At 56.2% G+C, this 13,702-nt stretch carries 13 protein-coding genes; 4 read left to right on the forward strand and 9 right to left on the reverse strand.

Annotated elements, in window-relative coordinates; all coding sequences use genetic code 11:
- Positions 1-63: 63 nt before the first annotated feature.
- On the reverse strand, positions 64-828 hold the full coding sequence (locus tag D3878_RS02790) for an enoyl-CoA hydratase/isomerase family protein (protein WP_158592160.1): 765 nt from the start codon (positions 826-828) through the stop codon (positions 64-66).
- Between the two features lie 240 nt (positions 829-1,068).
- Here D3878_RS02790 and D3878_RS02795 point away from each other — a divergent pair, with 240 nt between their 5' ends.
- A complete protein-coding gene (locus D3878_RS02795; RefSeq protein ID WP_119784095.1) occupies positions 1,069-1,911 on the forward strand; it encodes a FadR/GntR family transcriptional regulator in 843 nt (280 codons plus the stop codon).
- A 31-nt stretch (positions 1,912-1,942) separates the two neighbouring features.
- On the opposite strand, the gene D3878_RS02800 is transcribed toward D3878_RS02795, so the two are convergent.
- The 3 genes from D3878_RS02800 to D3878_RS02810 are packed head-to-tail and all read right to left on the reverse strand — an operon-like array spanning position 1,943 to position 5,101.
- Positions 1,943-2,707, reverse strand: coding sequence for a dihydrolipoamide acetyltransferase family protein (locus D3878_RS02800; protein WP_119784096.1), 765 nt, complete (start codon positions 2,705-2,707; stop codon positions 1,943-1,945).
- Positions 2,708-2,744: 37 nt separating this feature from the next.
- A complete protein-coding gene (locus D3878_RS02805) occupies positions 2,745-4,256 on the reverse strand; it encodes a class I adenylate-forming enzyme family protein (protein ID WP_119784097.1) in 1,512 nt (503 codons plus the stop codon).
- A 56-nt stretch (positions 4,257-4,312) separates the two neighbouring features.
- The gene (locus tag D3878_RS02810) at positions 4,313-5,101 is read right to left on the reverse strand and encodes an enoyl-CoA hydratase/isomerase family protein (protein WP_199688066.1); all 789 of its coding nucleotides are present in this window, start codon (positions 5,099-5,101) and stop codon (positions 4,313-4,315) included.
- Positions 5,102-5,234: 133 nt separating this feature from the next.
- On the opposite strand from D3878_RS02810, the gene D3878_RS02815 reads away from it, so the two are divergent.
- Positions 5,235-6,011, forward strand: coding sequence for an enoyl-CoA hydratase/isomerase family protein (locus tag D3878_RS02815; protein WP_119784099.1), 777 nt, complete (start codon positions 5,235-5,237; stop codon positions 6,009-6,011).
- 58 nt (positions 6,012-6,069) lie between these two features.
- Here the strand turns inward: D3878_RS02815 and D3878_RS02820 are convergent, their stop codons facing one another.
- From D3878_RS02820 to D3878_RS02830, 3 genes are read right to left on the reverse strand one after another with little or no spacing between them, the layout of a single operon-like run.
- Complete coding sequence (locus D3878_RS02820) at positions 6,070-7,149, reverse strand: acyl-CoA dehydrogenase family protein (protein WP_119784100.1); 1,080 nt, start codon at positions 7,147-7,149, stop codon at positions 6,070-6,072.
- Positions 7,146-8,339 carry an acyl-CoA dehydrogenase family protein gene (locus D3878_RS02825; protein WP_119784101.1) on the reverse strand — a complete coding sequence of 398 codons (1,194 nt, stop codon included), beginning with the start codon at positions 8,337-8,339 and terminating at the stop codon, positions 7,146-7,148. The genes D3878_RS02820 and D3878_RS02825 overlap by 4 nt, the downstream gene beginning before the upstream one ends.
- A 53-nt stretch (positions 8,340-8,392) precedes the next feature.
- Entirely contained in the window at positions 8,393-9,313 is a 921-nt protein-coding gene (locus tag D3878_RS02830) for an enoyl-CoA hydratase/isomerase family protein (RefSeq protein ID WP_199688067.1), read from the reverse strand.
- A 186-nt stretch (positions 9,314-9,499) separates the two neighbouring features.
- Between D3878_RS02830 and D3878_RS02835 the strand changes: the two genes are divergently transcribed.
- Both D3878_RS02835 and D3878_RS02840 read left to right on the forward strand, forming a co-directional pair.
- Positions 9,500-10,873 (forward strand): aromatic ring-hydroxylating oxygenase subunit alpha, encoded by a 1,374-nt coding sequence (locus D3878_RS02835; RefSeq protein WP_119784102.1) that lies wholly within the window; start codon positions 9,500-9,502, stop codon positions 10,871-10,873.
- A 217-nt stretch (positions 10,874-11,090) separates the two neighbouring features.
- Positions 11,091-11,852, forward strand: coding sequence for an alpha/beta fold hydrolase (locus D3878_RS02840; protein ID WP_158592161.1), 762 nt, complete (start codon positions 11,091-11,093; stop codon positions 11,850-11,852).
- Between the two features lie 90 nt (positions 11,853-11,942).
- Here D3878_RS02840 and D3878_RS02845 read toward each other — a convergent pair whose 3' ends face one another.
- The gene (locus tag D3878_RS02845) at positions 11,943-12,932 is read right to left on the reverse strand and encodes an NADP-dependent oxidoreductase (protein WP_147383870.1); all 990 of its coding nucleotides are present in this window, start codon (positions 12,930-12,932) and stop codon (positions 11,943-11,945) included.
- Positions 12,923-13,690, reverse strand: a complete 768-nt coding sequence (locus tag D3878_RS02850) for a hypothetical protein (protein WP_119784105.1) — start codon at positions 13,688-13,690, stop codon at positions 12,923-12,925. Before D3878_RS02850 ends, D3878_RS02845 begins: the two co-directional genes overlap by 10 nt.
- Positions 13,691-13,702: the final 12 nt, after the last annotated feature.

Raw genomic sequence — 13,702 nt, forward strand, 5'->3', positions numbered from 1 at the left:
AAGATATTCCTGAGGGGCTCCCCAATGCTGGCTTCGCCGCGCTATTGGAGTGGGTTGCGACAGCTAGTTGTTTGCTGGAGCTGCCCGACGACGTTCCAGAAAGGCCTTGATGCCTGCCTGCGTTTCCGAACGGGTCAACATGGCGTCGAACTGACGAAGTTCCTGCCTGAATAGTCCATGCATGCTGGCGTAGAGCCGCTCTTTCAGCATAGCCTTGGCATTGATGACGGTTTCGCTCGGCAATGAAGCCAGCTTCATTGCACGCTGTCGAGCAAAGGGAATCAGGTTGGCATTCTCGACGACCTGATTGACGATGCCCATCTCGCGTGCCCGATGAACATCAAAGGTTTCGCCGAACAGCACGGCTTCGGAGGCAAGGCGATGCCCACTGAACAATGGCGCGAGCAGACTCGTGCCAAACTCGGGACATACGCCCAGGGGAACAAATGGCATGCCAAACCTGGCGTCCGGTGTGGCGTAGACGATATCGCTATGGTAGAGGATGGTCGTGCCCAGTCCGATGGCAGCGCCGCCTACGGCGGCGATCAGGGGTTTGCGCAACGCCTGGACCGCATCCATCAATGCCAAGGCGGGGCGGGTTCCTTGCCCCTGCGGATCCAGAAATTCGCCCAGATCGTTGCCGGAGCAAAAAAGGTCCTCTTGCCCGCGTATCATGACGACGCGCGTGCCTGGATCCAGATCGGCCTTGAGCAGCGCCTTGGTTACGGCATCGTACGTGGCGGCATTAAGCGCATTCTTGACTTCCCGGCGAAAAAGTTCGATTTCGGCGACACCGTCGGCAACGGTAATTCTGATATTGGTGTTCATTGAGACCTCCATGGCTATTAGGTTGGCTGATTAATGCCGGATCGCGTTGTGCATGTGCGCAATCCCTTTTGTTGCATTTTTGAAACATCTTGTTGATGCATTGCTCTGCAAGAAAGCAGGCGGATGAAGGGAAGGCATACCTGACTTCACTTAATAAGTAAATCAGTTATGACTCGTTATCCCGTTTCCGCTAGAATTATGGCAATGCAATTCGTATTGTTCTTCGGCGATTGCAAGTAAATGTTGGCTGTAAAAACAGCAATTCCTTTAAAAGGTATGCCCCAAGTGAATGATTTGACGCTGTCGCAAATAAATGAACCGGAAGAGATCCGTGTCCAGAAACTTTCCCATGTCATCGCCGACCGATTGCGTAAGCAGATCATTTCCGGGCAACGCAATCCTGGCGATCGATTGCCGCCTGAGGCGGAGTTGCTGGAGCAGTTCCAGGTGTCCCGGCCGACGATTCGCGAAGCGCTGCGGATTCTGGAAGTCGAGTCCCTGATCACGCTGGGGCGAGGGGCGCGGACCGGGGCGACAATCAAGGCGCCTTCGGTGGAGCGGGCAGCCGAATATGCCGCCATGGTCTTAGTGCGCGGCGGCACGACCATGATGGAATTGCACGTGGTGCGCACCTTGCTGGAACCCCCCATCGTGTATCGATTGACCGTGCAAGGCGAGACGCGCATATTTGACGACATGGAGCAGCATCTTGTCAGAGCAAAGCAATATCTGAAAGAATCCGATCTTCAGGCGGCAGTGGACGAGGCCAGCGCATTTCATGCGGCGCTTTCCAGTGGCAACAAGAACCAGGCGCTGAACCTGATTGTGGAAATGCTGCAGCTTCTCTCCCTCGACGCGACCGATATGCTGATGCAGAATCTGGGGGGCAACACGGCTGATCTCAAGAAGCGGTTGACCAAAGTGATTGGCAATTTCCAGAAACTGCTGGATACGATGCGGCAAGGCGACGCTGACGAAGCCCAGCAATTGTGGCATCGATACATGGTAAACGGTCAGAAACTCCTGCTGGATACTGGGATTGGCAATAACAAATTGCGTTTCCGTCCGTCCAAGCAAGGCTGACAAGTAGTTCACCAGTTTGCATCGTGGCGGATTACGCAAGATCGTAATCCGCGATACATGGCGTCTCCAGTAAAGCCTGAAGCGTTTGCAGCAGTCTGGCGCCGACTGCGCCATCGACCACCCGATGGTCACATGTCAAAGTCAGGCTCATGACTGTCGCGATACCGATCTGGCCTTCTTTGACAATCGGGCGCTGCTCGCCGACGCCGACAGACAGAATGCAGCCATGCGGCTGGTTCAGGATCGAGGCGAACTGGCGGATTCCAAACATACCCAAGTTGGAGATCGAGAACGTCCCGCCTTTGTAGTCGCGTGGTGAGAGTTTCATGGCTCTTGCGCGCGCGATCAAGTCTTTGCTTTCTATGCTCACCTGAATTAGTGACTTGGTGTCGACGCTGCGTAGAATCGGGGTAATTAAGCCGTTATCCAGTGCAACAGCCACGGCGATGTCAGCATGGTGGTGCCGTGCAATGCCATCTGGCGTGAAGCTGGCATTGGCCTCGGGTACCCGGGCCAGCGCCACGGCGCATGCGCGCACGATGACATCGTTGAGCGTGACCTTGAGACCGCTTCCTTCTGCTTTTTCCTCGTTGTATCGACTGCGAAAGCGGAGCAGCGCGTCAATTTCCACATCGATAGTCAGCGGAAAATGCGGCACATCGCGGAAGCTTTCCGTCATGCGATTAGCAATGGTCTGGCGCAAACCATCAAGAGGAATCAGGTCATACGAACCCGGTGTGATGCCGATTTTGGTGAGCGCTGCGGACGTCGGCTTCGGGGCAATTGAATCGGTCATTCGCTATCTCGCTAAATGGATTGATTTGGGAGTGACATTACGCAGCGCCGTGCGCCTCAAGCAGTCGAAGTGCCTCTGGACGACTGATCTTGTCGGACACCGTGCGCGGCAGTTTATCGACGAAGACAAAGCGCGCCGGCACCTCGTAAGGCACCAGGTGCTGGCGCGCAAAGATGCCAAGATCGACCGGCGCTACGGGGTCTGCTCCGGGGCGGCGCTCAATCAGCGCGACGGGAACCTGCCCAAGACGTTCATCGGCAACGCCCAGCACGATGGCATCCATGACATACGGATGCAGCCTCAATGCATTGGCAACTTTTTCAGCCATGATTTTAAAACCGCCGCGAATGATGGCATCGTCAGCGCGGCCGGCAATGTAGAGAAAGCCATCCTTGTCGATGCGCGCCAGATCCGAAGTGCGCACCCAGGACTTGCCGCCGTCCAGACGGGCAACTCTGGCCTCGAGGATGCCGACCTGGTCCTGTTCGAGGGGCGCAAACGTGGCTGGATCAACAATGCGCAGTTCCACGCCGGCATTGGCGCGTCCGACACTGCCGCGCTTGGTCTTGCCCCATTCCTTGTATTCGTTAAGTGACCAGCCGGCAACGGTTCCGAGAAATTCGGTGGCGCCGTAATTGGTCAAAACGGGAACACCGAATTTGTTTTCAAAGCGTTCCTGGGTTTCAATTGGCAGAGGCGCAGTGCCGCTGCGTACGGCACTCAAGCTGGCGAGATCGGCGGGCGTGGCATCGCTATCGAGCAGCATGCGCAACGCAGTCGGCGGCAATGCCGCAAATTTGGCGCGATGCGCAGAAAGTTTGCGGGCAAATTCCATGGCATCGAATTTTTCGAACAGCACGGTCGGACGTGCTTCAAACACTGACATCAGTAGCCCGAATGTGCCGCTGGTATGCACCAGCGGGCCAAACATCAGTGTAGGGGAGCGTTTGACGGTCAATTCGGCAGCGTCGGCCTCGCCATTGGCATTGCGCACGCCGCTTTGCAGCGAGCCTTCAAGGGTGCGACGCGAGATGGCAATCCGCTTGGGTGCGCCAGTGGTGCCGCTGGTCTGGATTTCGATGATGGTATTCTTGTCGCAGCGGCGAAACTCGATACCGGTGCGTCCCGCCAAAACCAACTTGGTCTGCAGAGCGGTGCCGCTGTCGCCGAGGGCGATCAGGGCTGTGCCTGCCGCTTGCGCCGCTGCGCTGATCTGGTCGCTAAAATCTTCCTCCAGGCCAATCAGGCATGCGAGTCGCAGATCGGCGACTTCCTGGGCAATCTGGTGCGCCGGGCGCATTGGATTCAGCAGCGTCACGCCACGCTCGAGACCAAGTAGCGCGACGTAAGCGGCCGCCAAGCATGAATGGTTCCGGGCCAGCAGGCCAACACTGAAAGCGGGATCGATCTTGTGATCGTCCAGCAGACGCCCCAGTTCGTTTTTTACGCCACGAATATCGCGCCAAAGCAGGCGGCGGTCGCGATACTCGATTGCCCACGTGTCAGGGGATAGGCTCAGTACCTTGTCAATGCGCTGTGCAATGTTCATATTAGTCTGTAGTCAAGCAGGACGGCGTATAAAGGCCACGCCTGGGAATAATGAGATCAGCGAACTTCAAAGGGCAGTCGCTTGCCTGTTTTCATCAGGTTTTCGGCGATTGCCAGACCGATCGGATTGCCGATCTGCGTATAGCTCAGCCCGCGTTCAAGCGCCTGGGTACGGCCCGCATCGAGCGCCTCCCAGATTGCCCTTACTGTGCCTTGGGTCGACACGCTCGGCTTGCCGGCAATCCGGCGTGCCAGTTCGTGCGCGCGCTCGTGCAATTTTTCCGGGTCCACGACCTCTGATACCAAGCCAATCTGGCGTGCACGTTCGGCACTCATGCGTTCTTCCAGGCCGAGCAACGAAATGCGCAGCACTTCACCGAGCGGCATGCGCTGCATCATGCTGATTGGTTCGAGTGCAGCAACCAGGCCATAGTCGACATGGGGATCGAAGAAAGTGGCATCAGTTGACGCGATCACGATGTCGGAGCCCCCGACAAGATAGAAAGCGCCGCCGGCGCAGGTGCCATTGACTGCGCAAACCACTGGTTTCCAAACCTTGTGGTGCTTGGGATCCAGACTGGTACCCGGATCCGGCTTGTTCCATACATTGTCTGGATATTTAAAGCCTTGCACCCGGTCCAGGCCGGTGCTGAATGCCTTTTCTCCGGAAGCACGCAAAACCACTGCATGAACCTTGTCGTCGTCACGCACGACTTGCCAGAGCCGCTTAATCTCGGCAAGCATTTCGGCGTTCAATGCATTCATTTTTTCCGGGCGATTGATGGTAATTGTCGCAACGTGGTCTTCGCCTGCGTGGTAGCTCACCAAATCTGTACTGCTTGTCATTTGCATGCCTCCATAGTCTGGTTATGAAAAGGTCGTATCAGTAATTTCTTGATTAACCTACATACCGCGGTTAACATGGTAAGCTAAGTTGTTATGGATGTCATCCTGTTTGAAATAAAATTTGGAGAAATATATGAATGGAGAACGCCAGAGAATTGCAATCCGGCGCGAATCAGATGTGCTTGTGCTTATGCTGGATCGGCCTGATGCACGCAATGCCTTGGATCCGGATACGGTCCAGGAGCTTGGTCGCTGGATCCGCGAACCTGGAGAAGGGGTGCATGCGATTGTCATTACCGGGTCGCCGCCGGTATTTTGTGCAGGAGGCGATCTCGCCTATCTGCGCGACGTCATGACGCAGGACGCGATTCAGGCTGCCGATTCAATTTACAAAAATTTTCATGCGCTGGTGCGCACCATGCTGTCTTCAAAGATTCCGCTCATTGCCGCCGTCAATGGGCCAGCCTTGGGAGCCGGTCTGGATCTGGCGCTGGCATGCGACTTGCGCATCGCTGCCGCGAATGCTACGTTCGCCAGCACGTGGATACGGCTCGGTCTTGCAACTGGCATGGGTGGTTCATGGCTACTGGCGCGTGCCATTGGCGGGGGCCGCGCAGCGGAGATGCTGCTTCTTGGTGAGCCCATCACCGCAGAGCGCGCAGAGCAGATCGGTCTTGTCAATCGGGTGGTGCCTTACGAGCATGGCTTGCTGGAAGAAGCAATTGCCATGGCCAAAAAATTGGCCGCCTTGCCCCCGCGAGCGGTATCAGCAACTCGCGCGTCGTTGCGTCGTGCAGTTGATATGGGATTTGATATGGAGCTGCAGATGCTGGGTGTCGTTCAAGGCACGCTGTTCGCGAGCGAGGATTTTGCCAAAGCGGCCGACAAGTTCCTCAAGCCGCGCACATAGTAATACGCCATGTTGCGCTTGCCCGATTTTGTCGATGCAAGCGCAGTCATGTGCTTTACTACCATCCTGCCATGCTTGCATAGCGTGCGCGATGCAATGACGGCCGTCCGAGATAGTTATGGTCAAAAACGGCGCGCTTGAGCCAGAGATGTGCGCCAAGCTCCCACGTATAGCCGATACCGCCGTGGAGTTCGATCATGCGGCGGCTCGCGGCAGTGTAGACGTCGGTGAGGTGAGCCTTGGCAAGTGCGGCAGCCTTGGACGCCTTATCAGGCCGCTCATGGTCGAAAGCATGAGCAGCGTACCAGTATAGGCCGGCGGCTGGTTCAACTTCGACCGCGAGGTCGGCAAGTTGATGCTTGACCGCCTGGAATTTGCCGATCTGTTGGCCGAACTGGACGCGCTGCCTGGCGTATTCCACGCTCATCTCGATGCAGCGTTTTGCACCACCGTAAGCGTCAGCTGCCAGCAGTACGAGACCAACATCACAAATGCGCTGAGCGCATTCCTGCGCTGCAGGCAGTAATTCTGCAGGCGTCGCATTGAAAGTGACTTGGTAGAGGCGCCGGGAACCATCGAGGGAGGGCAGGGCGGTCAGTTCAAGACCGTTTGCGCCGCGTTCGACCACGGCCATCCGTCCTCCTGAGAGGCCAACGACGATCAAATCCGCATCGAGGGCGTCAGGTACATAGTGCTTGGCGCCATTGAGCGTATCGTCACAAGGCATATGCCAGTCTCCTGGCATCCAGCCTTCCTGGCCTTCAGTCAGTGCCACCGTGGCGCGCAATCTGCCGCTGGCCAGATCCGGCAGCCAGCGTGCTTGCTGTGCTTCGGTGCCGCCCAGACTGATTGCGTAGGCTGCCATGGCATGTTCAATCAAAGGGCCTGGCATGACGAAACGTCCGGCAGTTTCAACCACGGCTGCAAGATCCAAAAGTTCCAGGCCAAAGCCGCCGAATTGTTCCGGTATGGTCAATCCGCCAACCCCCAGCTCCATCAGTCCGGACCAGTATTGGAGTGCAGGCGGGGATTGGGCCTCGAATGTCGCCAGCACTGCGGGTATTGTGCACGCATCGTTCAAGTAGTTGGCAATCGAGTCTTGAAATGCGCGTTGTTCATCGGTAAGGTCGAAGTTCAAGATGCCTCTCCGGTTGGGTTTGCTGCGTCGCGGGGTAAGCCAAGGCCGCGCTCGGCAATGATGTTGCGTTGAATATTAGACGTGCCGCCGGCAATCGAGGATGCCAGCGAACCCATATACTGATTCATCCAGCGCTCGTTGCCGAGCTTGCGGCCTGGCGCGCCGGTAAGCAAGGCATCGTTTTGCACCAGATCGAGGCTGGTTTGTGCAACGAGATGACCAAAATTACTTTGGGAAAGCTTGTTTAGCATTTGTAACAGGCCGGCGCTTTGGCCACGCGATTCGCGGGTGAGCTGGATATAGTTCGAGTAACGTTGCACTTCCAGGTGGCCGGCCAGCATGGCAAGACGGTCGCGTACCGCGCTGTCTTGCAGCGCCGGCGCGCCATCGCGCTGGACCCGGCGTGCCAGTCCCAACAGGCTGGCAAACAAGGCATCCGAGCGGTCCAGGCTGCCAATCATGTTGCGTTCATGCTTGAGCAGGGAACGTGAAACCTTCCAGCCACCGCCGCGCGGGCCGACTATCCAGGAGGCTGGCGTGCGGACGTTTTCAAGAAACACTTCGTTGAATTCGGTGCCGCCATTGATTTGCTTGAGCGGGCGGATGTCAATGCCAGGCTGGTTGAGGTCGATTAGCAGGTAAGACAGGCCAGCATGCTTGGGCGCCTCGGGTTCGGTACGCACCAGTGCAAACATGTAATTGGCGTCCCGGGCATAGGAAGTCCAGACTTTTTGGCCGTTGATGACCCACTCGTCGCCCACCAGTTCGCCCCGGGTGCGCAGCGAGGCCAGGTCGCTGCCAGAGTTTGGTTCGCTATAGCCCTGGCACCAGCGATACTCGCCCTCGATGGTCTTGCGCACAAAGCGTTCTCGCTGCCATTCTTCTCCGCATTCAAGCAAGGTTGGCACGAGCATCTGCGTGCCCACGCCAAGTACTTCGGTGGGGGCGCCTGCGCGGCGGAATTCCTGGGCGATGATCTGGGCCTTGAGCACATCGGCGGGCTGTTCGCCGCCGCCGTAGTTCTTTGGGACGCCACGGTAGAGATAGCCCTGTTCCGTAGCCAGTTGGCGGAATGCCTTGATGGCTTCCGGAGCGGGCTTTGCGTCTTTTTCAAATTGCCAGTTAGTGCTCAGGAATGCCTGAATTTCCTGGCGGAAGGTTTCATGCTCGGGGCTGAAATGCAAATCCATGTCAAGGGCTCTCGATGTTTTGGTTAGAATAAGGTGCCGCGTCGCGCCGGCGCTTACTCAAAACCCAGGTCTTCCCAGACCTTGTTCAGGTTTTTCATTGCGTCTTTGCCGCCCACGCGGTCGCGCTCGCGCAGGAAATTCTTTTCATCCTCACGCCAGACCACGTTGGTAAACAGCGGGTGGGCAACGGTGGCGAAGTTCTGGAATGCGGCAAAGCCAAGGCCATGCAGATATTGCTGATATGCGCGCTTTCCCAGCATCAGGTTATCTGTCGAATGTGCCGCCACTGCGCGTGCGTAACGCATCGCTTCATCCATCAGGTTTTCTGCCTTGACCACCGAGTTGGCAACGCCCCAATCAAGCAATTCCTTCGCCGTGATGGTGCGTCCGGTCAGCAATGCTTCCATTCCGCGATTCAAACCAAGTCGCAACAAGGTCATCGGCAATTGTGTGTCGAATGCGGCAAAGCCAATCCGGCTCTGCCGACGCGCCAGCTTGGCATCGTCGGCCAGCACAAGAAGATCGGCCATCATGGCGAATGAAAATCCCTGGCCATAGGTGCAGCCCTGGCAAGCAGCAATAACAACCTTGTCGCCCCAGGTCATGCTTTCCTGGGTGCTGTTGAGCGTTTTTCTAAATCCGCGCATGCGCAATGACTGCGGTAAACGCTGGCCCTTTTTCAAGCCATAGGACTCAACAGGCGTCTTGGAAGTGTCTTCGCCAGAACAAAAGTCTGTGCCACTCCCCGCGAGGATGATGACCTTGACCGCATCGTCGTCTTGCGCCCGTAGGAACGTTTCCTGGAGCACGATATTCATTTCTGGTGTCAGGATGGCATTGCGGCGGTGCGGGCGGTTCAGTGTGATGATCGCAATGTGCTTTTCGACAATCTCATAGAGCACCATATCCTGCTCGCCGGAGACGGCGGCCTTCTCGGCAGCAGGTGTAGCTGATAAAGCTTCAGATTTGTTCATCCTGGGTTCCTGTATCGGTGTCGGTTGAAACATGGTGGACGTTAAGCATCATTTCGCGATGAAACGCCTAACGATTGCTGTATTCTACAACATAGGTTACGATGTTATCTAGGTATACTATTACCTCATGCTTTGACCGAAACGTCAAGAAGTTCGCTGATCAATTACATCGAAGGAGGAGTACACATGCAAAACGCAGCTGCCGCAAAGGGTTCCGTAGAAATCGCGAAGAAAGAACCTACCCCAGTGAGTTGGATGGCAACAGATCCTCGGCAACCTCCGCAGGCTTATCAGGAAAAATCGTTTGTGGACCTTGGTACGAGCGGCCTTGCGATTTCCCGTTACATTGACCGTTCATTCCATGAGCGTGAGATGAAGCAGATGTGGAGCAAGGTTTGGCAGATGGCTTGTCACGAGCATGAGATTCCCAACATTGGGGATAGTATCGTCTACGAAATCGGTGAACTGTCGTTTGTCGTGGTACGGTCAAGCGAAACGACCATCAAGGCATACCGCAATGCCTGTCTTCACCGTGCCATGCAGTTGCGCAGCTGTGATGGACACGTTACCAATCTGAGATGTCCATTCCACGGCTGGACTTGGGATCTTGAGGGTGCGCCGGTTCGTGTCGCGGAACAGTGGGATTTTCCTCAGGTCGACAAGGAAAATTTGCGTTTGCCCGAAGCTCAAGTTGCAACCTGGGGCGGTTTTGTCTTCATTAACATGGATCCGGATGCGCCGCCCCTGCATGAATACATCGGCAATTTGTCGGAACACTTTAAAAGCGCGCCGCTGGAGCATCGCTATGTCGCTGCACATGTTGCCCGTATCGTGCCAAGCAACTGGAAGGTTGCAATGGAGGCATTCCTGGAGTCGTACCATGTGTCGCCGACGCATCCGCAATCCGTGACAGTGGCTGAGTATGCGGAAACCCAGTATGACACCTACGAGCACAGTCCCAACATCAGCCGGCTCTTGACAATTTCCGTGGCCGCTTCGGCGCCGACTACGAAAGCAATGTCCGAGCAAGAGCTTGCTGACTATGTGGCGAAAATGACCGAGCGTGAACCTGTCAAAGTGCCGGCAGGCTCAACTTTCAGGGCGACGCTTGCTGAGCAGCGACGTGCCGACGTTGGGCAGGCGCTGGGGATCGATGTTTCGCATCTCAGTGATGTGGAAATGCTGGATGCAGTCGAGTATTTTGTTTTTCCGAATTTTTTGCCCTGGCATGGTTACGGCTTGCCGATTGTCTATCGTTTCCGTCCTTATCAGGACCATCATGACCAGTGTATTTTGGAAGTGTATCTGCTGGCGCCGCGCAAGCTGAGTGAACCAGCACCCAAGGCGGCGCCTTGTGTGTGGGTCCAGGAAGGGCAGCTATTTTCCGATATTCCGCAGTTGGGACGACTTGGGGTCATTTTCGATCAGGACTATGTGAATATTGTCGGCATGCAGAAAGGAATGAAGGCGACAGAAAAATCCGAGATTATCCTTGGCCATTATCAGGAAAGCCGGATCCGCCATTATCACAAGCGCATCGACGATTTTTTAGCTAAATAATTTGCGTGGGGCGGCCAGCGCCCGTGCGATCCTGCCACATGTGCAATGTGGCAGGATCGAGTCAAGCTGCAAGAGGTAGGGGATACAGAAAAATATGGAAGTCATTGGAGAAGTTTTCGATGCGCCGGATTGGTTTCGACAGGCAATCTCAGTGCCGTCTTCGTCGCAGTCTATTCATGTTGACGGATGTAATGTGCATTACCGATGCTGGAACAGCATGGATCACGGAAAACCGCCACTACTGTTTGCCCATGGTTTTCTAGCGCACTCACACTGGTGGGATTTTATCGCGCCGTTTTTCATGGACCGTTATCGTGTCTTCGCGCTAGATTTTTCAGGTATGGGTGACAGCGAGCATCGCAGCGTGTATGACATTGCGATATGGCGCGACGAGATTGCAGCCGTAGCAAGGCATCTGGATGATGGACCGGTTACCCTGGTTGCACACAGTTTCGGCGGCGCGCGCGCAGTCGAAGCCTGTGCCACTTATCACGAATTGTTCAGGCAGCTGGTAGTGCTGGATAGTTATCTCCATTTTGAAGACAATACTAAACGCCAAAATAGATTCCAGTCGTCAGATTCTCCTCCTCGCCGGCATGTCGATCTCGCTTCTGCTATGAGGCGTTACCGTCTGATTCCAGATCAGGACGCGCCTGTATACATCAAGGAGCATCTGGCGCGACATTCTTTGCGCAGATATCAAGATGGATGGGGCTGGAAGTTCGATGAGCTAGCTTTGATTGCGCCTCGTAACGAGCCAGACAGTACAAAAATGCTTGCCAAGCTAGCATTGCCAGTGTCGCTGGTATTCGCCCAACACAGTAGAATCGCGACAAGAGAACGTATGCAGCGAATTACCAAATTGTTGCCAAACTGCAATGCGGTTATTGAAATCCCCGCTGCCAATCATCATCTTTTTCTCGATCAGTCATTGGCTGTCGTCTCATGTCTGCGCACGCTCTTCGCTTTGCCGCGTTGAGAACAGCGTATCGCGGCGGTAGTGGCAGGCGCAGGCAACGCTATTGATAACGCTGACCCTGCAAACCGCGTTTACATGGGGGGTCGCATTTCAACAGTCTGTTAGGACAAATTTGCGTCGCAGGCCTCCCTTTGCCATGAGGGAATGTGCATTTTCCGCGTCAGACAGAGCCAGCACATTTATGTCTGGCAGCGCAAATTTACCTCCGACGACATCTTCGGCCAGTTTTGCCAGGCGGTCCGGGTCTGGCTTGACAGAATGACGTTCAATTGCCAGCCGATCCGGATCGGCGGGAGCAGTCGGTAGCGGCACAACGGTAACGATCTTGCCGCCAGGCGCTACCGTCCCGTAGAGCGGGGCCAGTGCCGCGGGGCCTACTGTGTCCACGATACTCTGGATCGCCCCGGCCAGTTGCGCGACTGCGTCGGGATCGTCGATCGCAAGATAATCGTCCGCACCCAACTGTCTTGCCTCTGCCAGCCGGTTCTTGCGGACGCCGGCGATGACGCGAGCTCCGCGTAACTGCGCGGCATGCACGGCCGCCCTGCCGACGGCGCCAAGCGCGCCAGCTATCAGGATACGATCGCCCGGACGACAATCGAGCACCGTCTCGACTAATTGCACACCGGTCAGGCCTGCAATGGGCAGCGCAGCCGCGTCGACCGACGTCATATTCGAAGGGATCGGGCTTAGCCGCGACGCATCGGTCACGACATATTCGGCATAGGCGCCGTCGGCCGCGAAATTGAGCATCCCGAATACTCGTTCGCCGACTGTCAGACGAGTGACGCCCACACCGGTTTCTACGATCGTGCCAGCGACTTCCCACCCCGGAATGAAGGGCAGCGGCCGGGCGAAATGCGCTTTAAGATGGCCTGAACGGAACCATGCATCAACCGGATTGACGCCGCAAGCCTCAACCTTCACGAGCACCTGGCCGGCCGCTGGCGTCGGGATTGGGCAGTCCTCAAAACGCAGGTATTCTGGCCCGCCATATTCGTGGATCCTGATAGCCTTCATCGTGTTCGCCTTTTGGTTTTCCTCAGATAGTTGCTGCGGCAGGCTTGCCGTTAGCGCCACTTGACTCCGAGCTGTTCAGTCGTGGCGCTGCTCCTGCTGGCATGTGCGCGCGCCGTCTCCTCCACGGCTTGTTCCTCGGCGCTTGCGCGGGCGACGGCATCGCGCGTCAGATACGGCATCATCGGCACATAACAGGACACAGCGCGGCGCTTGACGTACGGCGTGTCAGATTCGGCGTTCTGGGCGCGCCAGCTTGCCCGCGCAGTGTCGAGATCGCTGACGCGATAGATCGCCATGTGCGAAAACTGCGGCTCGAATGCGAACATCTGTCCGTGCTGGGCAAAGCGCAGGAGTGATCCGGTCAAGTGGCCAGCGGTCGCCATGATCGCCGGCAAACGAATATCGCTATACCATCTCTCGAACGCTGTGGCTTCATTCTGATGGATGCGCAGCTGTTCGAGGATCAGCGGTTGCGTGTCCGGCATCAGCAGTTCCGGATCGTTGCTGCGGAAGCTGACAGGATTGTAATAGCCGTTGATGACATTTTCCTTGTCATGGGCATTTGTCACCACCATGCGTGGCGTGCCCATCGCTTCCTTGTGTTCAAGCGACAGGAGAGCCGGATCGAACGTATCGTAAAGGGTGAAATACTTGTGCGATGGCGGTTCGATCTGCTGTTCGGCCGCGACCAGCCTTTGCACTCTGATCGATCCTGCGAAACGCATCACGTCGCGTATGTGTACATGCGTGTACCAACTATCGAAATCCGCTTCCTTGCCCGGCGTGGGATTGATCAGGACCGTCAGCAGACTAGACATGGTTTACTCCTC

The organism is Noviherbaspirillum sedimenti, assembly GCF_003590835.1.
GTDB classification, from domain to species: domain Bacteria; phylum Pseudomonadota; class Gammaproteobacteria; order Burkholderiales; family Burkholderiaceae_D; genus Paucimonas; species Paucimonas sedimenti.